An 18,856-nucleotide genomic window follows, 5' to 3' on the forward strand; every position below is an offset into this window, starting at 1 on the left:
GGCGCGCGGGGCGGTGATGTCGCTTCGAGTATATCGAAGTCCGACCCCGCGCGCCCGTGCCCGGTGCCGTTGTGCGCGCACCGAAAACGGGCGGGAACATGTGCCGGTTGGCCGGCCGTTTCGGCCGTGGCAGGGCTGCCCCGGCCCCGTTCGACGCCGCGTCCGTCCGGCACGCGGCGGTCGCCGGCCGGTCCCCGGTTCGTCAGGCGGTCGCGGGCTGGACGATGATCTTCACGTTCCGGTCCTTGTGGTTGACCAGTTCCTCGAAGCCGTGCGTGACGATGTCGCCGAGATTGATGCGTCCGGTGATCAGCGGCTGCACGTCGATGCGGCCGTCCGCGATGAAGCGGATCACGTCCGCGAATTCGCCGTTGTACGCGAGCGAGCCGATCACTTCCTTCTCGGTCGACACGATGTCGAAGAAGTTGAACGACGTCGGCTCCTCGAAGATGCCGACCATCACCGACTTGCCGGCCTTGCGGATCACGTCGATCGCGAGCTGCGCGGTGGCCGTGTGGCCGATGCACTCGAACGACACGTCGGCACCGTAGCCGCCCGTCAGCGCCTTGACTTCCGCGATCGCGTCGGACGCCTTCGGGTCGATCACGACCGTCGCGCCGACTTCCAGCGCCTTCTGCTTGCGCGCGGCCGACATTTCCAGCGCGATCACGCGTCCGGCGCCCGCGGCCTTCGCGCACATGATCGTGCACAGGCCGATCGTGCCGGCGCCGACCACGACGACGGTCTGGCCGACGATGTTGCCGGCCTTCTTCACCGCATGCAGCCCGACGGCGAGCGGCTCGATCAGCGCGCCGGCTTCGGTCGGGAAGTCGTCGGGCAGCTTGTACAGCAGTTCGGCCGGCACGTTGACGAATTCGGCGAACGCGCCGTTGTTCATCAGCCCGGTGAACGCGAGGTTCTCGCAGATGTTGTACAGCCCGTGCCGGCAATACCAGCAGGTGCCGCAATGCTGGCACGCGTCGGCCGTCACGCGCTCGCCGACCGCGAAGCCCGTCACGCCAGCGCCGAGCGCCGCGATTTCGCCGCTGAATTCGTGGCCGAGGATGCACTGGCCCTTCAGGCCCGTCAGCGGGTGCGGCGCGTCGACGGGGATGAACACGGGCCCGGCGACATACTCGTGCAGGTCGGAGCCGCAGATCCCGCACCAGTGCACGCGGATCTGAACCCAGCCGGCCGGCGGATGCGCCGGAACGGGAACCTCCTCGACGCGGATATCGTTGCGGCCGTGCCAGACGGCGGCCTGCATGCTGGGAGCGGTGTTCGGTGCCGGTGTACTCACGTTGCTGTCTCCGTCAGGTTGTCGTCGGACGCGCGGCAAGGGGGCCGGCGCGTCCGTCGCGCGATTGCGCGAGCGACCGACATGCAGGAACGGGGCCAGCCCGACTCGGCGGTCGCGTGGCGACGGAGCGGGAGGGGCGGTGTGCGGTGCAGCATCCGGTCTTGCGTCGACATCAGGGCGTGCAGCGCGAATCGCGCGTGAAACTTGCTGCGCTTGCGACAGTTTGGGACGGGTGAGACGCCGGGACATTCGTCTCAGCCGATTGAGACGAAACGCGAGACGCTGCCGCCATCGTCGGGCAACCCATTGTGCCGATCGGCGAAACGCACCGTTGCGCGCGCCGCCCCTTTACTTGAAGTTAACTTCAATTTGTATCATCTGCGGCAATGTCCGATCGCGTGCGTGCGCGGCGCGGCTCGTTTCAATCTTCACGGAATGTCGTCCAGCATGCCAAACCTCATCGAAAGCCTGATCTGCGAGTACGTGTCGTACCACATGCTGGTAGCCGACGAGCGGGACGCGATGCCGTTGTTGCCAGAGGTCGGGATGGCCCGGTCGGAGCGCGTCGATCGCGCACTGTTTCCGGAGCCTGTCGCGCCTGGCGTTTCACCGTTGCGGCCGCAACTGTTCGTGTCGATTCTGGAGGCTGGCGACGACGGCTTGCTGGTGCGCTGGAGCGAAAGCGGGCGCTGCCATTACGGCGAGCAACGCTGGCGCTTGCGCGTCGCGTTGCAGCCGGGCCGCTGCGCGATCTCGGGGCAGGCGATCGAGCCGGGCGAACCGGTGTACCGGCCGGTGCGGCGGCCGGTGCCCGTCAACGGCGACGAGATGATCCACCCCGCGTCGGTGCCGCCTGCGGCCGGCGCCGCGTGTCACGTAGCACCAGCCTGCGGCGCGGCGACGGATCCGGTCGACGCCCTGGGCTGAGCGCGACCGGTCGCACCCGCGCGTTACTTGAGATCCTTCCGGTACTGAATGAACCCCGCGTTGGTCGCGAGCTTGTCGTACAGCGCGCGCGCCGTCGTATTGGTTTCGTGCGTGAGCCAGTACACGCGGCTTGCGCCGGCTTCGCGGGCCCGTTCGTACACGGCTTCGATCAGCGCACCGCCCGCGCCTTGTCCGCGGGCGTCGGCCGCCGTGAACAGGTCCTGCAGATAGCAGTACGGCCCTTCGGTCCAGCATGAGCGGTGATAGATCGCGTGCACGATGCCGACCAACGTGCCTGACGCGTCGAAGGCGCCGAGCACGAACATCGGTTCGGCGGGATCCATCAGGCGCGCCCACGTCGTCGCGAACACGGCGTCGCTCAGCGCGGTCTCGTAGAACCTCTGGTAACCCTGCCACAGCGGGCGCCATGCGGCTTCGTCGGCGGCGACGAGCGGGCGGACCGTGACGCGCGTCGCGTCGTTCGCGCGGCCGGCTGCGTCGCGCGCACGAGCCCGCGCGTGGCGGATCGCAACGAGCGACTCGCGCTGCGCACCGTTGGCGTCGAAGTTCTCCGGCGCGAGCCAGGCTTCGAACGCGGCGCGCACGTCCGGCCATTCGCCGTCGACGATCGAGAACCACGCCGTGTCGCGATTGCGGCCCCTGTAGATGATCGCCTGCCGGAACGTGCCTTCGTAACGGAAGCCGAGCCGCGCGGCCGCCTTGCGCGATGGCTCGTTGAGATCGTCGCACTTCCATTCGTAGCGCCGGTAGCCCAGCGTGTCGAACGCGTATTTCATCAGCAGGTACTGCGCTTCCGTCGAAATCGGCGTGCGCTTGAGCAGCGGCGAGAACGTGACGGAGCCGACCTCGATCACGCCGTTGGCCGGGTCGATGCGCATCAGCGCGAGCGTGCCGACCGCTCGGTTCGTCGCGCGGTCGATCACCGTGTAGTGCAGCGGATCGGCGCTTGCCGCCGCGCCGCGCGCGTAGTCGCGGTAGCTCGACTCGTCGGTGTACGGCCCGTGCGCGAGATAGGTCCAGTCGCCGCCGTCGGGCGCCTGCGCATACGCGGCGTACAGGTCGGCGGCATGGCGGTCGGCGTCGAGCGGTTCGAGGCGGCAGTAACGGCCCTCGAGCACGATGCGCTCCGGGCGCGGGCGCGCGGACCAGTCGGGAACGGGGTGGCCGATGGGTTGCTGGAAGTCGTTGGTGAGCGTGGACAAGGTCGATCTCGCTTCGGTTGGCGGCCGGCGACATGCCGGCATGCAGACGATCGTAGTCCCGGCGAGGTACCATGAGAAGCGCCAGACAATGGCAAATTTATGGTGCCACGAACGCGCGACGATGGCGCCATGCACCGAGACTTCCACGCCGCAATATTCCGATGACGACTGCCATTCCTTCCGGCGCCGCGCCGCTGCTGCCACTCGACGCGCCGCTCGCGCGCACGGCCGGCGCGCCTTCCTTGCAGAAGCAGTTGCTGCGCCGTGTGCGCGACGCGATTCTCGGCGGCGCGATGCCGGCCGGCACGCGGTTGCCCGGCACGCGCGCGCTGGCCGAGACGCTCGGCGTGTCGCGCAACACGACCGCGGCCGTCTACGAACAGCTCGTCGCGGAAGGCTTCCTGCAATCCGATCGCCGTGGCACGCGCGTGGTCGGCCTGTCGCGGCCGGCCGCACCGCGTCGGCGGGCCGCGCCGCCGGCCGTTGCGCAGCGGCTTGGCCGGATCCGTCCGAGCCTGATCGGCACGGGCGAATCGGAGGGCTTCCGGCCGGGCATGCCCGCGCTGTCGCATTTTCCGGTCGATGCGTGGCGGCACGCGATCGACCGCGCGTTGCGCCGCGCCGGCCGCGACCTGCTCGCGTACGGCGACCCGCTCGGCGAGCGCGCGCTGCGCGAGTCGATCGCGCGCCATCTGGCCGTGACGCGCGGCGTGCGCTGCGATCCCGAGCAGATCGTGATCACCGAGGGCGCGCAGGGGGCGATCGCGTTGTGCGCGCAACTGCTGACGAACCCGGGCGACACGGTCTGGGTCGAGGAGCCCGGCTATCGCGGCGCGCGCACCGCGATGCAGGCGGCCGATCTCGACGTCGTGCCGATGCCGGTGGATGCGGAGGGGCTGCGCGCGGAAGACGCGGACTGGCGCGAGCGGCCGCCGCGGCTCGTCTACACCACGCCGTCGAACCAATTCCCGACCGGCGCGGTGCTGTCGATCTCGCGCCGACTCGCGCTGATCGACGCCGCACGCCGGCATCGCGCGTGGATCATCGAAGACGACTACGACAGCGAGTTTCGTCACACGGGCGAGCCGATCGGCGCGTTGCACGGGCTCGCGGCCGATTCGCCGGTCGTCTATCTCGGCTCGTTCAGCAAGACCATGTTTCCGGCGTTGCGGATCGGCTTTCTCGTGCTGCCCGACGCGCTGCTGGCCGCGGTGCGGCCGGCGTTGCCGGAGATGCTGCGCGGCGGGACGCGACACGTGCAGCTCGCGCTCGCCGATTTCATCGAGACGGGCGAGTACGGACGGCATCTCGGGCGGATGCGCCGGCTGTATCGCGACCGGCGGCGCTTGCTGCTCGCCGCGCTGGACGACGCGTTCGCCGTGCCGCATCAGGTCGAGGGCGGGCCGTGCGGGCTGCATCTGGCGCTGCGGTTGCCGGCACGCTATCGCGACCGCGCGATCGTCGAGGCGGCGCGCGCGCACGGGATCGGGCCGTTTCCGCTGTCGGGGTTTTCGATCCACGCGACGTCGGCGGCCAACGGGCTCGTGCTCGGGTTCGGCAATACGTCGGCCGATGCGTTCGCGCCGATGCTGCGGACGTTGTCGACGATCGCGCATCGGGTCGCGGGAGAGTGAACCGCGGTCGCGTCGCTCCGAATCGGAACTTACCGCACGCGTTCCTCGCGCATGATCCGGCGGGCAGCCGCCAGGCCGAGCACGAGCAGCACCGCGACATACGCGGCGACCGCGCCCCACGCACCGTGCTGCCAGAACGTGCCGCCGACCGAGCCCAGCACGCTCGACCCGAGGTAATAGGCCAGCAGGTAGAGCGACGCAGCGTGCCCCTTTGCGGAACCGGCGAGATGCCCGACCCAGCCGCTCGCGACCGCGTGCGCGACGAAGAAGCCGATCGTGATCAGCACGATCCCGACGATGATCGCGACGAGCGAATGCGATAACGTGAGCGCGAGGCCGGCCGCGAACACGAGAATGCCGCTGACGAGGACGGGCGCGCGCCCGAGGCGATCGGCGAGTGCACCGGCGCTCGACGACGACACCATCCCGAACAGATAGGCGCCGAAGATCAGCCCGCATGCGGTCGCGCTCAGGTTGAACGGCGCGGCCGTCAGCCGGAACCCGGCGTAGTTGTACACGGTCACGAACGCGCCCATCACGAGGAAACCGATCGCGAACACGAACGGCAGGCGCGCGTGATGCAACTGCGCGTTCCACAGCCGCAGGTGGTGACGCAGCGTCAGGTCGGTTCGCTTCACGAAGCGTCGCGACTTCGGCAGCAGCATCACGAACGCGATCGCCGCCACCAGGTCGACGACGCCGATCGTCAGCATCGCGGTGCGCCAGGAGAAATACTCCTCGAGCGCGCTCATCCCGATTCGCCCGATCATGCCGCCGAACGCGGTGCCGCCGACATAGAGCCCCATCGACAGGCCCAGCCCGTCGGCGGCGATTTCCTCGGCGAGATAGGCCATCGCCACTGCCGGGACGCCGCCGAGCGCGAAACCTTCGAGCGCGCGCCAGATCAGCAGCAGGTTCCAGTTCGGCGCGATCGCCGAGAGCACGTTGAACAGCGCCGCGAGCGTCATCGACGCGAACATCAGCCCGCGTCGGCCGAAGCGTTCGGACAGCGCGCCGGCGCACAGGATGGAGACCGCCAGCATCCCCGTCGACAGCGACAGGGATAGCGAGCTCGACGCCGCGCCCAGGTTGAACTCGCGCGCGAACGCGGGCAGCAACGGCTGCACGCAGTACAACAGCGAGAAGGTGGAAAAGCCGGCCAGGAAGAGTGCCAGCGCAATGCGCTTGTAGGCCGCCGAGCGTGGCGACACGCCGGCGGGCAGCGCATCAGGTGCGGCGCTCGGGGCGCGAGTCGCGGTGGACGAAATCGCGGGATTCGACATGCTATGTACCCGATGGGCTGGGGAATGCCCGAATTCTTGCGCACGATCATATATATGTCCAATATATGAAAGAAACCGTAGCGATATGTTTTGAGAATGGCTTGGTCGCCATTTCCATCTACCCGAGATCACATGGAACTTCGACATCTCCGATACTTCCTGGCCGTGGCGGCCACGTCGAACTTCACGAAGGCCGCGGAAGCGCTCGGCATGGGGCAGCCGCCGCTGAGCCAGCAGATCAAGGCGCTCGAAAACGAACTCGGCGTGGAGCTGTTCCGGCGGACCGCGCGCGGTGCCGAGCTGACTGTCGCGGGAGAGGTGTTCGCGGAGGAGGCACGGCGTGTGCTCGACGATGCGGAGCGCGCGGCGCGGGCGGCAAAGCGGGCCGCGCGTGGGGAAATCGGGCAGCTGCGGGTCGGTTTCACCGGGACGGCGGCCTTCAATTCGAAAGTGGCCGACCTGATTCGCCGCTTTCGCGAAGCGTTTCCGGATACGGACCTGACGTTGCAGGAGGCGACCTCCGGCGTGTTGCTCGAGGCGCTGGACGCCGGGCGGCTCGATGTCGCGATCGTGCGGCCGGAGCGTCGCATCGCGGACACGTTGCTGGCCGCGGATTGGGACGAGGAGCCGATGTTCGTCGCGATGCCGGTCGCGCATCGGCTCGCGCAGCGGCGTCGGATCGACCTGGCGGAACTGGCCGACGAGGCGTTCGTGCAGGTGCCGCGCGAAGCGGGCAGTGCACTGTTCGACGACATCGTCGCGGCGTGCAATGCCGCCGGCTTCCAGCCGCGCATGGCGCAGCCCGCGCCGCAAATCGCGTCGGCGGTGACGCTCGTCGCGGCCGGGCTCGGCGTGTCGATCGTGCCGAAGGCGATCACGCAGGTGCAAGTCGCGGGCGTCGTGTATCGGCAGGTCGCGGGCAACGGGCTGCGCGCGCGGCTCGCGATTGCGTCGCGACGCGACGATCCGTCGGCGGTGGTGCGCAACTTTCTGCTGCTGGCCTGGTAGCGCGGGACGCCCTTCGTCGCGCGCATCGCCGCGATGGCGGGTGAATGTTCCGATTGACGAACCGTGAACTTTGCCCGGAACGAACGATGACGCGGCTCCGACGCCGCGCGACGACCCGGCATGCGGGTTTCGATTCGTATGTTCCGCATGCTGCGTGGACTATAAATGGAGGGGTGTACCGGTGCTTGTCGGGCGCCCGCGCGGGGCGGAGCCGCGACTGCCGGGGGAGGTGCACCGTGGTTCGCCAGACGCTTGCTCGCGCCGTGCTTCGCACCGCGTTGATCGGGGGCGTATTCGCCTCGTTGCTGTCGCCGTCGCCAGCCGTTGCCGGAACCGTCGCACCGCCCGCCACACCGCCTGTCATGAAGAACCGGCTCGCCGCATCGCCTCACGCGATGCCGGTCGACTTCCCGACGATCGTCGACCGATACGGCCCGGCGGTCGTGACCATCATGACCGCCGCGCCCGACCAGCAGGCCGGTGGGCCGTCCTTCGCGATTCTCGATTCCGACGATCCGCTCGCCGCGTTCTTCCGCCGCGGCGGGCCGCCGATGTCCGCACAGGTTCCACCGGCGCCGGCGCCCGATACCGCGCCGCGCACGCTGTCGGGCAGTGGCTCGGGTTTCATCGTCAGCGCCGACGGGCTGATCCTCACGTCCGCGCATGTCGTCGACGATGCGACCGACGTCACGGTGCGACTCGCCGATCATCGCGACCTGAAGGCGACGGTGCTGGTCGTCGATCCGCAAAGCGACGTCGCCGTGCTGCACGTCGACGCGACGAAGCTGCCGGTCGTGCGCATCGGCGATTCGTCGCGGGTGCGCGCCGGCGAACCGGTGATGACGATGGGCGCGCCGGACGGCTCGGGCAACACGGTCACGGCCGGCATCGTCAGCGCGACGTCGCATGCGCTGCCCGACGGCAGCGCCTTTCCGTTCTTCCAGACCGACATCGCGGTGAATCCCGACAACTCGGGCGGCCCCGTGTTCAACCGCGCGGGCGACGTGATCGGCATCGCGGTGCAGGTCTATACGGGCGCCGATCGCTACGCGAGCACGACGTTTGCGATTCCGATCGCGCTCGCCGTGAAGGTGCGTGCGCAAGTGCAGGCGCAGATGCGGGCCAGTGCGCAGACGCAGCGCGCGTCGTCCGGCAACGCGTTGGGCGTCGACGTGCAGGACGTCGGCGTCGGGCTGGCTGCGGCGTTCGGCCTGCCGCGTCCGGCGGGCGCGCTCGTCAACGGCGTCGATCCCGGCTCGCCCGCTGCCGCGGCCGGCGTGACGCCCGGCGACGTGATCGTGAAGTTTGGCGGCAAGCCGATTGGCCGGTCGGCCGAACTGAACGACCTGGCCGCCGAATTGCCGTCAGGCGCGAAGGCGCCGCTACGGGTGATCCGCAACCGCGTGCCGATGATGCTGACGGTCACCGGCGTGGGGACCGGCGATGCGATCGACAGCGCGGGAGTGACGGGAAGCGGGGGCAATGCGGGCAGCGCGGGCACGGTCGGCGCGGGCGGTGCCGCGGGCGTGGCGATGGCGGCCGCGCGGCCGGCTGACAGCGGCGATCGGCTCGGGCTGACGATGCATCCGCTGAGCGACGCCGAACGGCGTTCGACCGGGCTCGCGGTCGGGATGATGGTGGATGCGGTGCACGGGCCGGCCGCGAACGCGGGAATCCGGCCCGGGGACGTCGTGCTCGAACTCAACGATACGCTGCTCGAAACGCCGGACGACGTGCAGTCGCTCGAAGCGAAAGGCGGTGTAATCGCGGTGCTGATCCAGCGGGAGAATGCGCGGAAGTTCGTGTCGGTGCGGGCGCGGTAGGGGTGTTGATGGGGGTGGGGGGAACGCCGGCGTTCGGCCAGAAGGAGTCATACACCGTCTCGCCGAGCCGGACCTGCGGGCGACCGCTTTGTCTTATGAATCGACAGGAACTTCCGGATTGCCGCTATCGAGACTATGGTTCTCTTCTAGTTTTGCCCCGCTTCGGGCAGTAGGCGACTGACGGAAACTTAATACGAAGTGCCAGAGTAGAGCGGGCTCGCCCGGATGTTCCGTGTTTCCCCCTGTCGCATGCATCGGACTAGTCGGTGGATTGCGTACCGCGCTCCTGTCGTCGTGTCGCCAGATCGGGCGCAAGCGCTGCCACGCTTCCACGACGGTCGACGCGTGCGATGCGACATCGGCCACCGCAACGAACCATTTGAAAGGGGCGATCATGCCTGCATTGGTGGAAGCGACCAAGGACGCCATCGAAAGCCTCCTGCCTGAGCTCGAAGCGATCTACAAGGACCTGCACGAGCATCCCGAACTGTCGATGCAGGAAGTGCGCACCGCACGTATTGCAGCCGATTATCTCGAAAATGTCGGCTATGACGCTACGCGGGGTGTCGGTGTGACAGGCGTCGTGGCGGTGTTACGCAACGGCGACGGTCCGACTGTAATGTTGCGCGCCGACATGGATGCGCTCCCGATGGCAGAAGCGACCGGATTGCCGTATGCCAGCACGGCGAGGGCGAAGGACGAGGATGGCCTCGAAGTGGGCGTCGCGCACTCGTGCGGCCACGACATGCACGTGACCTGGCTGATGGGTGTGGCGCACCTGATGGCTGCGCACCGGGACGCCTGGCGCGGAACGCTGATGGCGGTCTTTCAGCCGGGCGAGGAAGTGGCGCGCGGCGCCCGCAGCATGATTGACGACGGCATGGCCGAACGCTTCCCGAAGCCGGACGTGATCCTTGGCCAGCACGTCATGGTTGGCGCGGCGGGCACGGTCGGCTATCGGAGCGGCACGATTCTTTCGGCGGGCGACAGTTTGAAGGTGAGGCTGTTTGGACGCGGTTCGCACGGATCGCAGCCACAAACTTCGATCGATCCGGTCATCATGGCGGCTTCTACGACGCTCCGTCTGCAGACGATCGTATCGCGCGAAATCTCCCCGCGCGATAGTGCGGTGCTGACGATTGGTGCGCTGCAGGCGGGAACGAAAGAGAACATCATTCCCGACGACGCGACGCTCAAGCTCAACATGCGCACGTTCGACGAGGACGTGCGCGAATACATGCTGGGTGCGATCCGTCGCATCTGTTGCGCGGAATGCATGGCTTCCAATGCACCACGCGAGCCGGAATTCACGACGCTCTCGAGCTATCCGCTGACCATCAACGACGCGCAGACAAGCGAGCGTGTGTGGGCGGCTTTCGAAGCGCACTTTGGAGAGCGCGCGTACGAAACGCCCCCGGCAGCGGCGAGCGAGGACTTCAGCGTATTCGGACGCGAATGGGGCGTGCCATATGTGTTCTGGTTCATCGGCGGAACCGATCCGGACACGTTTAGAAAGGCGTTGGCAGAGAAAAAACTAAATGAGATTCCCAGCAACCATTCGCCGAAGTTCGCGCCGGTACTCGCCCCGACGCTGCGTACGGGGCTGGAAGCGATGCTATGCGCGGCCGGGGCGTGGCTCGACAAGCGAGATACATCGGCGTGAATTCGCACGCGGCCTACTTCGCCCTCGATCTGGTCGGGATTTTCGTATTCGCCATGAGCGGCGCTGTTGCCGCTCGCCAACAGCGGCTGGACCTGTTCTGACATTGCCTCGTTTTCACGTACAGCATGTCATGCAGCAGCGCGTAGGATTTCGTATTCCACGGGAGTGCAGTAGCCGATCGACGTGTGCATGCGCTGCCGATTGTAATAGCCTTCGATCCAGTCGACGATGTCTACGCGCGCCTGCGCGCGGGTCTCGTAGCGCGTTTGGTAAATGCACTCGACCTTCAGCGCTTTAAAGAAGCTCTCCATCGGTGCGTTGTCCCACGCGTTGGCACGCCGGCTCATCGAGACCGTCATGCCGAACTCGGCGGCGAGATTGCGACACCCCCAACTGGCATATTGACAGTCCCTATCCGAATGCGGCAGTAATCCGGGCCCGGGTTTGCGTTGCCAGTATGCACTGCGCAGTGCTTGCGCAGACCGGATCCGCGATTCGTCCCGACATCGACCAGCGGACGATACGTCGGCTTACCAGATCGAGGATCGCTGTAAGAAACACCGAGTCTTCATTGCGGGCGACGAACGTGATGTCACTCACCCACGCCTGATTCGGTTGCCAGCCGTCGAAGCGCCGATCCAGCAGATTCGGCGCCACGGGCAATCTATGTGTCGAGTCCGTCGTGACGCGATACGGTCGCCTGTAGACCGGGGGCAAGCCCTGGCGCTGCAAACTGCGACGAACGCGCTCAGCGCTCACCGGACGGCCTTGGGCGCGCAATTGCCGCACGACGCGGGGGCGGCCATAGCTGTCGCGACTGGCCCAATAGATCGCCGCCACTTCGACGTCCAACGCCTCGGTGGCCTGCACCCTGACGCTGGGCGCGGGAATCCGCCACTGGCAATACCCGCTGCGCGAGACAGCCAACACCCGGCACAGGCGGTTCACGCTGTACTGGTCGTGGTGTGCTCGATCCTTGCGTACTTCACCGCAACCCTTCGCGAAGTACGCCGTTGCCTTTCGGAGGATTTCGATATCCAGCTTCGCGCTGGCCAACGTCCTGCGCAACCCGCTGACCTCGGCCTTCCAGATCCCTGACCGATCGACGACTGGAACTCGGCGAAAGCGGACATCTCCATCTAGCCACTACAAAAACTCTTTTGATTATCGGCACTTTGTCAAGCGCGCAAGCCATCATCCGTGATGCAAATCAATGCGACTGAGCAAATTATCTGACTTGTCAGATTTATCAGTGGATGCCGATAGGTCAGAATTAGTAGCTGACCCAAGGAGCAGTCACGTCGGAGCAGATTCAGATCGATGAAGTAGCCAGCGTGATATCGGCGTGCACCGGTTTTCGGCGCCCGACCGCGGCAGGCGCGCTGTCTGCCGCGTGCGCATGTGTTTTCTCGGTGACTGCGTCGACCTGACCGTTTTCACTGATGTTCGCGAAGACGTCAAACGACCTCCGATCGTCATGCCGATCCGCTGGCAGCGGCGCGTCGATCCTGCTTCAACGCAACAACAGAGAGTTCGTGAATTTCGGACCGGGTGTGCTGCTCAGCCTGTCGTTCGTCAATCACGGTTCTCGGGTAGTCCGTCTTTATCTGGGACCAGTCGAGCTGCTTGCAGAAAATGGGACAGTCTGCCGCCTCGGTGATCTTCGCCGAAGGCGAAATAGGTCATGCGGAAATGTTCGCTGGCGTATCGCCGGACGGCGACGCCGGATCGTGCAAGCGCCCTGGTTCCAGCGAATTTCGTGATCGCCTGCCGGATGATCATTCAAGTAGCACGGCGGTGCTGGCCCTTAAATAAAAAGTAAGTTACTTGGTTCTTATATTGTGAATAAATCGTTCAAAAGTATTTGGAATGAAGCGCTTCGTGCGTGGGTGGCTATTTCGGAAAATTCGGCGTCGAGAGGAAAGCCGAATCAACTCAAGTTGGTTGTCAGCTTGATAGCCGGAATGATTGCATTGTCTGCAACCGGTGAGGTCGCCCATGCAAACTCTGCAGTTGTGGACCGGGCAGTGGCGACAGGTCAGGCAATGGCCTTGGGCGGTGAAGCTCGCATCACGCAAAACCTGAAGGTGAAGGCTGGCGTGGGCCTCGCCAGCGGTGGCAACACGGTTGGCATGGGCGCATCGTACCAGTGGTAACGCACGGGGCGGGTTGCTCAGCCCGTCCCACGCCGTTCCGATCTTCCAAACCCTTCATATGGACCTATCGGTCATTTTGTGGGTGAGGCATTTCATAAGGTGACAAAGTCACGGATATGCCATTGAAGAAGAGACGGACGGTACCATCACGGGCAGCGGCCGGAGGGCCGCTGCGTTAACCGGACCTAACCGTGAAGACATGTTTGCTTACGCTGGTATGAGTTGGATGGATTTGCCGATCGGGCGCTGAGCACCGATAGCACGGATGTCGATTTCATATGGCATTTGGCGCCGGTACGCCGACCACGCGCCCGTGGACTTCCGTCGAGTTGCTGAATTGAGGCCGGACCTTCGTGCGCCGATTATGTCAATCGCGTCGTCGTCCATTCACGTGCCTTGATAGCAGTCAATCGCGAATGTCTGCTTACGCTTAACACAAACACGGATGTCCTGCTCTTTCCCGCCTCCTAACATATTCGAGCGAAAATCTAGCGGATTTTTCGGGCGTAGCCCTTCTTAACAACGCGACTAATGAAGCTATTTAGGCCTTGGCCGACGTTTGCCAGGCGCTGCATCTCGGCAATATTTGCTGCGCCAGCGCTTTGCGTTGTATAGAGATAAACCGAGCCATCCCCGAATTGGACAGTAATCGCCCCCTGTTCAATTTCGTAGGCAACTACGTTCGAGTCGCCGCCAAGATTTTTGTAGCGCTCCATGAAATCTCCTATCACTTAACGAAAATGCCGGTTTTCTCTGCGTCATACAGATGACTGACCATTGTCGCGCAGACGGGATAGTGGAGGCTGATTTCGGTCAAGAGCGAATAACGTCACGACCGGCGACTTGTCGACTGGTTCGACGCGCAGAATGACCGCTGCACCACAACAGCTGCCGACCAGGTTGTGCCTAGTGCAATGTCGGGAGTGGATCGGAAGCGGGCCTCCACGTGAGTCTGCTACCGGCCATGAACAGCCAGTCGACACCACGGCATAGATCGTTAACAATCGACCCGATTCTCGCCGGGACCTGCGAACACTATGTCAAAACTGACAGATATTTTTTTGGACTGCCGATATCTCTATCTCAGAGGTATCGGCCAGTTGGACGACGGGACATTACGACTTGTCCTCTTGGAGGCAACCGAAGGTGGTGCCGTCGACTCGGCAAAGCTCGGCTTTGATTCACCCCCTGAATTGACCGACATACTTAAGGGGGCACGCGCGATCGAGCATCTGCCTGGATGTCGCATATTTGATATCCGCTGGTCTAGCTACATTGCGTACTCTGTTGTCAACGAGAGCTACGCGTCGGGGGAACCCGAGACCTCCGACGGGTCAGGGAAACTCTTCAGGGAATACATTCGCTCGGAGTATCTCAACTACATGCGCAAGGCGTCATGGGCCTGCGATGACCACCCAGGCCCTTACAAGCATTGGGCTGCGTATTGCCTAGATCACGTCGTTGATGTTGCATCTCCGTCAGAACCGGAAATTACCGTAGAGATTGCGGCGACTTGAAGAGTGAGAGGAAATCACCCTGGTAAGGCGGGGGCACATCGGGACATGAAGAAGATCGACCGCCGCCTCCAAGTATCTTCATGGCCATTGAATGTCGGCTTCGGGCTGAGTCGAACGACCGCTCCGGGTGGCGGATTCAACCGATCGCAGCAAGCGCTACTGCTCTCCGCGTTTGCAAAACCGCGTCAGGCGGCACGCGGCCAGGAACGGTCACTGGTACTCGGTGCCAGAATCGTCGACAATCCGACGATGGAGCATCTGTCGGAACCGGTTATATTGGGGATCGTACTGGATGAAGAACACACTGGGTTACCTGCATGAGGTCTGGCTCTGCCCGGACGGATTCGGCAACGCTCTACCCGCATGCATCGCCCACGGACCAGCCGGAGATGCCGCCCGTGCCCTCAATGAGCCGGGCAGTGAGTGGATATGGACGTTTTGGGCATCGTCACATGCGGAGGCGATGGGTATTTATTGCGAATTCGTCGGCTATGGAAAGTACGCATTCCAATTCGACGACGATATCCTTCCTTATCCGCAAGATTGGTATGAGCGCTAGGTCGCCCATCTGAACTGCAAGTGATCGATGCATGCGCGTCGGCCCAGCGTCCTTGTGAGTCGGTCGCGGTAGGCAACTTCAGGCAACAGCCGACCAGATTTGGTCGTGCGACGTCACCATTCCGATCGTCGACAATGTCGGCCGGGGTACGCACTGGAGACGGACGCAATAAAGCCGCCGGCACCAAAGTGCCCGGCGGCTTTGCTTTGCCGGTTGCGGTCCGGCGTCAGCCCTTCGGCATCTGGAAGTCCCTGAACCGCACAACATCGATCCCGATCCAGTCGTTCAGCTCGCGCAGCCGCGCCTTCAGCGGCTCGATCTCGAGGCCGTTGAATAGCCTCGGCGGATTAGGGCGCCTCTGTGCGGCCGCCGCGTCGGTACACACCTAGCTAAGGCCGCAGGGCCGTGGCGGGCCGCTTGACGCATCGGAGGCATCATCCCAGGGGCCGGACCTTGCCATTGGGATGATGATTCAGACCCGGCGCGCGCAGTTGTGACCCCGCCCCACCTGCCCGCAAAAACGAACGGGTTTTGTGCATTCATGCGCCCCACGCTGAGGGGCCGCCTGGCGTAGGCCGCGAGGGGGTCGGCGCGCCAATTCCTTTATGCACTTTTATGCGCCTTGGTTATGAAGTCTCGGCACGCGGACTTCTTTCCTGCACCCGTCCGCCGTACTTCGAAAACCGCATGTCGCTTGGCTTCCATGACTCGTCCAGAAAATCGCAATGCACCCGTGAAGAAGCGGGCGACAATCTGGCCCATGTGTTCTGTTGGCCTCGCGCGCAGCGTCACGATGGGCATTGCCCGGATGCACAATAAACGCAGGTGAATCGCCGCTTGAAGCGGCGCATCGGGAATTGTGGGAGGGAACCCGTGAGCCGATACCTTAGACAGGCGCGCACGCAGGATTGAATAACCAATAGCGGGGGAGTAGCGCGCCGAACTCGCGCCCACATTCTCGCGATAAATCAGTCATATCAATTGTCGGAATCATCACTTGGCATGTCGCTCCATTTGGCCTGCTTCATTGAAGCTCGGCACTCAATCAAAGCATCAATCAAACGGTCCAACGGAAGTTTGTAGCACATTGTACCGCCCGGAATTGGACCAAAGAGTTCGACTTCAAGATTGTCCAACCCGCGCTCTCGATTAACAACAACGACTGGATCAACGCCAAGTCGAATTTCCAGCGTTAAATAATCATACTCGATTGGACTGGAGGACCAGTCGATCGAATAGTTTTCAACGATTATTGTCTTCATCGCGGCCTCTTTGCGTCTAGTACACCAGAAAATGTTCCATCACTGTTAAATCGAATGCCAGTACCGTCCGGTGCCCGAAATTCGACGCCACCACGACTCAGCGGCGTTCGTACTGTCGCGGGATTCTCCAATAGGTTTCTTGCCCACTTTTCAGTGAAAGCATTTTTTTCAGGAATGCCGCCTGTCAATTTTGGATAATAGCTCGCCTCCCTGTTTCCCATCAAGTGTTTATCAAATGCCCGGCTCAACTCAGAAAGCCCCGTGTGATTATACGGTCGAGTTGCCGCTGCAATCAGCTGATCATTGGTCAGCTGTGTCGGGCTGCACTGCTGCGCAATCCCTTGCAACGCACCACGGATTGCGCCGGCCAGTCCGACGATCGCAAATGGATCGTCTTGGTTCGACGCCGCCGCCCATCCCCAAGACAGCGCAGGATTGAGGAAGCACTCGACACAAATCGGCTTAATGGCATCGGGCGCGGATTCAAATGGCGCCGGACCACGCCGCAAATCGACTATAGAAGGGCTAATCGAAGGATCGTTGGCCTCAAGACTGGCGACCCATCGATCCATCTCATCGCTACTTAACGGCCGGGAATGACCTAGGGTCGTTGAATATAGCTTTCCGGTACGCGAAACGATCTGTCCGTCAGGCGAATACTGGTACCTCAATATCACACTTCGCTTTACCCCGCCATTTATGGGAGAAGCCTCTTCTATTATCGAGAGAGTGTTCGGACGTCCGCGCTGGTCATATCCCACGGTAAAAAGTCGGTTCTGATTAATCCCACTGTCAATGCGATGGATGTTGTCGCGTCTACCTATCAGACGCGATGCAGCACCATTTTCGCCAAGGCGTTTGACCGAAAAAATATTGCCATCGTAATGGTATTCAAAATTAAACGCCCCCGTCTCGCGACCATCTTCATAAACGCGAGCCGAAATTAGACGATTGAATTGATCATACGCCCTCCCATAGGCGCGGGATACACCTTCGCCTTTCAACGCGTTGAATCCATTTTCACCGCTAATATCAGTCGTTGGCGTTTCGCTGATTCCGGTTACGTTGCCACGCCGATCGTAGACGAGACTCAATAGCATGCGTGGCGATGCGATCATCGAAGGGTGCAGACTGATTGCGTCGGTATAGCGTATCGAGGTAACTGCCGTGCCAGTAGTATTGCGAACAGCCATTCGAACGGGGCGGCCAAAATCGTCATAATTGTATTCGATGACGTTACCGCTCGCGTAACTGCGCTTCAGTAGCCGCCCGGACTCATCCCATTTCAAATTCCCACTACCGCCGACGGAGTTACTTCCGGTTTCGCGCAGCTTTCCGCCAATTGACGAAAAATTCAGTGTCGTCGTGCCTCGGCTATCCGTGACGGAGGTAGAACCATGGCCATACACCAGCCGCACGTTGCGCGTTGTATCCGGGTGACTAACTGTTGAAGCTCGCCCCAATGCGTCATATTCCCACGTCGCGATTCGCGCTCCCGCTTCATCGATTTCACCTGTCAAAGCGTTCTTGAATCGAGGGTCATCGTACATGTACCTGCGAGTATTACCATCAGGCCAAGTAACGGAAACGAGATTGCTATTCGCGTCGTATCCATACTGCGTCATGCCCGCCATAGGATCATTAAGGCGTAAAAGACGACGCTGACCATCGTAGTCCAAGCGAAGTGACAAATCGTAGTATGAGCTTGTCCCTGCAGCGTGCTGAGTGATTGTGGTTAGCAGGCCAGTACTGTCATACGTCAATGTTCGAGCAAAACCCGATCTCGTCGTTTCCGACAACAAAACACCCTCAGCTGAATAGGATTCAGTCCGATCATTAATCTGATTGGTAAGTGTCCAGCCGGAGTCGCTCTTCTCTAGTGTTAAACCGGTAAAGCTCTTAGTGCGCCAATCATCCCCCGTCCAGTTAAACGTGACGGGTTCGCCGTTTTCGCGATACGCTAGTATCTTTGATGAATTGCCAATATTGGCACTCGCCACCACCAAATGACGTTGCCAGTTATGGAGCCATGCTGTCCCCATCGCATTCAGATTTTTCGCTAGGGGCTTGGATCGATAGGTCCGCGTAAACAGCAGTGGTACATCGTCACCGCTAGCGAAGTCGGTCGCACTAAGCGTGACTGCTCCACTCCCGGGGAACACCGGGTCGGCTACCGGACAATTATTTTCAGGCTCGGGATCAGATTCAATTGCGTTGCACCATTGCTGAATCCGCGCGAGATCGTTGATACATGCGTAGTTGGCCATTCCGCCAGGAGTGCCGCTGACCACATCGAGTTCACAGGTCTTCGTTCCTGGTCTGGCTCCTGATTGTGCGTAAAGCGTGAAGCAGGTATCTGCACGCGCATCAAACGCAGTCAGCAACAATGCGACAGCGACCGTCAGGTGATATAGCCAATCAGGAAGGCCGAAAAAAATGGGAGAATTCCGATCTTCGCTATCTCTCACACAATACCTTGAAATTTAATTAAAAAATTAAAT

15 protein-coding genes and 3 pseudogenes are annotated in these 18,856 nt (G+C 62.8%); 11 read left to right on the forward strand and 7 right to left on the reverse strand.

The window, feature by feature from the left end; genetic code table 11:
* Positions 1-202: 202 nt before the first annotated feature.
* The gene (locus tag HWX22_RS08755) at positions 203-1,267 is read right to left on the reverse strand and encodes a 2,3-butanediol dehydrogenase (protein ID WP_175915555.1); all 1,065 of its coding nucleotides are present in this window, start codon (positions 1,265-1,267) and stop codon (positions 203-205) included.
* A gap of 480 nt (positions 1,268-1,747) precedes the next feature.
* On the opposite strand from HWX22_RS08755, the gene HWX22_RS08760 reads away from it, so the two are divergent.
* Positions 1,748-2,227 carry a DUF3331 domain-containing protein gene (locus HWX22_RS08760; protein WP_175915556.1) on the forward strand — a complete coding sequence of 160 codons (480 nt, stop codon included), beginning with the start codon at positions 1,748-1,750 and terminating at the stop codon, positions 2,225-2,227.
* 23 nt (positions 2,228-2,250) lie between these two features.
* Here HWX22_RS08760 and HWX22_RS08765 read toward each other — a convergent pair whose 3' ends face one another.
* The gene (locus HWX22_RS08765; protein ID WP_175915420.1) at positions 2,251-3,450 is read right to left on the reverse strand and encodes a GNAT family N-acetyltransferase; all 1,200 of its coding nucleotides are present in this window, start codon (positions 3,448-3,450) and stop codon (positions 2,251-2,253) included.
* 161 nt (positions 3,451-3,611) lie between these two features.
* Here HWX22_RS08765 and HWX22_RS08770 point away from each other — a divergent pair, with 161 nt between their 5' ends.
* Positions 3,612-5,084 carry a PLP-dependent aminotransferase family protein gene (locus HWX22_RS08770; protein WP_175915421.1) on the forward strand — a complete coding sequence of 491 codons (1,473 nt, stop codon included), beginning with the start codon at positions 3,612-3,614 and terminating at the stop codon, positions 5,082-5,084.
* A gap of 29 nt (positions 5,085-5,113) precedes the next feature.
* On the opposite strand, the gene HWX22_RS08775 is transcribed toward HWX22_RS08770, so the two are convergent.
* Positions 5,114-6,367, reverse strand: coding sequence for an MFS transporter (locus tag HWX22_RS08775; RefSeq protein ID WP_175912145.1), 1,254 nt, complete (start codon positions 6,365-6,367; stop codon positions 5,114-5,116).
* A gap of 132 nt (positions 6,368-6,499) precedes the next feature.
* Between HWX22_RS08775 and HWX22_RS08780 the strand changes: the two genes are divergently transcribed.
* The 4 genes and pseudogenes from HWX22_RS08780 to HWX22_RS31940 all read left to right on the forward strand — a co-directional run.
* A complete protein-coding gene (locus HWX22_RS08780) occupies positions 6,500-7,375 on the forward strand; it encodes a LysR family transcriptional regulator (RefSeq protein WP_059698445.1) in 876 nt (291 codons plus the stop codon).
* Between the two features lie 236 nt (positions 7,376-7,611).
* Positions 7,612-9,198 (forward strand): trypsin-like peptidase domain-containing protein, encoded by a 1,587-nt coding sequence (locus HWX22_RS08785; protein ID WP_175915422.1) that lies wholly within the window; start codon positions 7,612-7,614, stop codon positions 9,196-9,198.
* 394 nt (positions 9,199-9,592) lie between these two features.
* On the forward strand, positions 9,593-10,861 hold the full coding sequence (locus HWX22_RS08790) for a M20 family metallopeptidase (RefSeq protein WP_175915557.1): 1,269 nt from the start codon (positions 9,593-9,595) through the stop codon (positions 10,859-10,861).
* A pseudogene (locus HWX22_RS31940) lies at positions 10,858-10,959 on the forward strand (TRIC cation channel family protein); the annotation flags it as partial. The gene HWX22_RS08790 and the pseudogene HWX22_RS31940, both read left to right, overlap by 4 nt.
* Positions 10,960-10,989: 30 nt before the next feature.
* Here HWX22_RS31940 and HWX22_RS08795 read toward each other — a convergent pair.
* Positions 10,990-11,984: pseudogene (locus tag HWX22_RS08795) on the reverse strand (IS3 family transposase); the annotation flags it as partial.
* Positions 11,985-12,487: 503 nt separating this feature from the next.
* Here HWX22_RS08795 and HWX22_RS08800 point away from each other — a divergent pair.
* The gene (locus HWX22_RS08800; protein ID WP_175915423.1) at positions 12,488-12,676 is read left to right on the forward strand and encodes a hypothetical protein; all 189 of its coding nucleotides are present in this window, start codon (positions 12,488-12,490) and stop codon (positions 12,674-12,676) included.
* A 26-nt stretch (positions 12,677-12,702) separates the two neighbouring features.
* Positions 12,703-13,017 (forward strand): ESPR-type extended signal peptide-containing protein, encoded by a 315-nt coding sequence (locus tag HWX22_RS32235; RefSeq protein ID WP_175915424.1) that lies wholly within the window; start codon positions 12,703-12,705, stop codon positions 13,015-13,017.
* A gap of 488 nt (positions 13,018-13,505) precedes the next feature.
* Here the strand turns inward: HWX22_RS32235 and HWX22_RS08810 are convergent, their stop codons facing one another.
* Positions 13,506-13,733: a hypothetical protein gene (locus tag HWX22_RS08810; RefSeq protein ID WP_072465520.1), complete on the reverse strand. Its 228-nt coding sequence runs from the start codon at positions 13,731-13,733 to the stop codon at positions 13,506-13,508.
* Between the two features lie 846 nt (positions 13,734-14,579).
* Between HWX22_RS08810 and HWX22_RS08815 the strand changes: the two genes are divergently transcribed.
* The 3 genes and pseudogenes from HWX22_RS08815 to HWX22_RS31955 form a co-directional block, all read left to right on the forward strand.
* Complete coding sequence (locus tag HWX22_RS08815; RefSeq protein ID WP_175915425.1) at positions 14,580-14,855, forward strand: hypothetical protein; 276 nt, start codon at positions 14,580-14,582, stop codon at positions 14,853-14,855.
* The gene (locus HWX22_RS08820; RefSeq protein ID WP_175915426.1) at positions 14,827-15,093 is read left to right on the forward strand and encodes a hypothetical protein; all 267 of its coding nucleotides are present in this window, start codon (positions 14,827-14,829) and stop codon (positions 15,091-15,093) included. Before HWX22_RS08815 ends, HWX22_RS08820 begins: the two co-directional genes overlap by 29 nt.
* A gap of 703 nt (positions 15,094-15,796) precedes the next feature.
* Positions 15,797-15,965: pseudogene (locus HWX22_RS31955) on the forward strand (NUDIX domain-containing protein); the annotation flags it as partial.
* 105 nt (positions 15,966-16,070) lie between these two features.
* On the opposite strand, the gene HWX22_RS08830 reads toward HWX22_RS31955, so the two are convergent.
* Entirely contained in the window at positions 16,071-16,355 is a 285-nt protein-coding gene (locus HWX22_RS08830) for a hypothetical protein (protein WP_175915427.1), read from the reverse strand.
* Positions 16,352-18,823 carry a DUF6531 domain-containing protein gene (locus HWX22_RS08835; protein WP_175915428.1) on the reverse strand — a complete coding sequence of 824 codons (2,472 nt, stop codon included), beginning with the start codon at positions 18,821-18,823 and terminating at the stop codon, positions 16,352-16,354. Before HWX22_RS08835 ends, HWX22_RS08830 begins: the two co-directional genes overlap by 4 nt.
* Positions 18,824-18,856 lie beyond the last annotated feature (33 nt).

The sequence above is a fragment of the Burkholderia sp. BCC1638 genome (assembly GCF_902833195.1).
Taxonomy (GTDB): domain Bacteria; phylum Pseudomonadota; class Gammaproteobacteria; order Burkholderiales; family Burkholderiaceae; genus Burkholderia; species Burkholderia diffusa.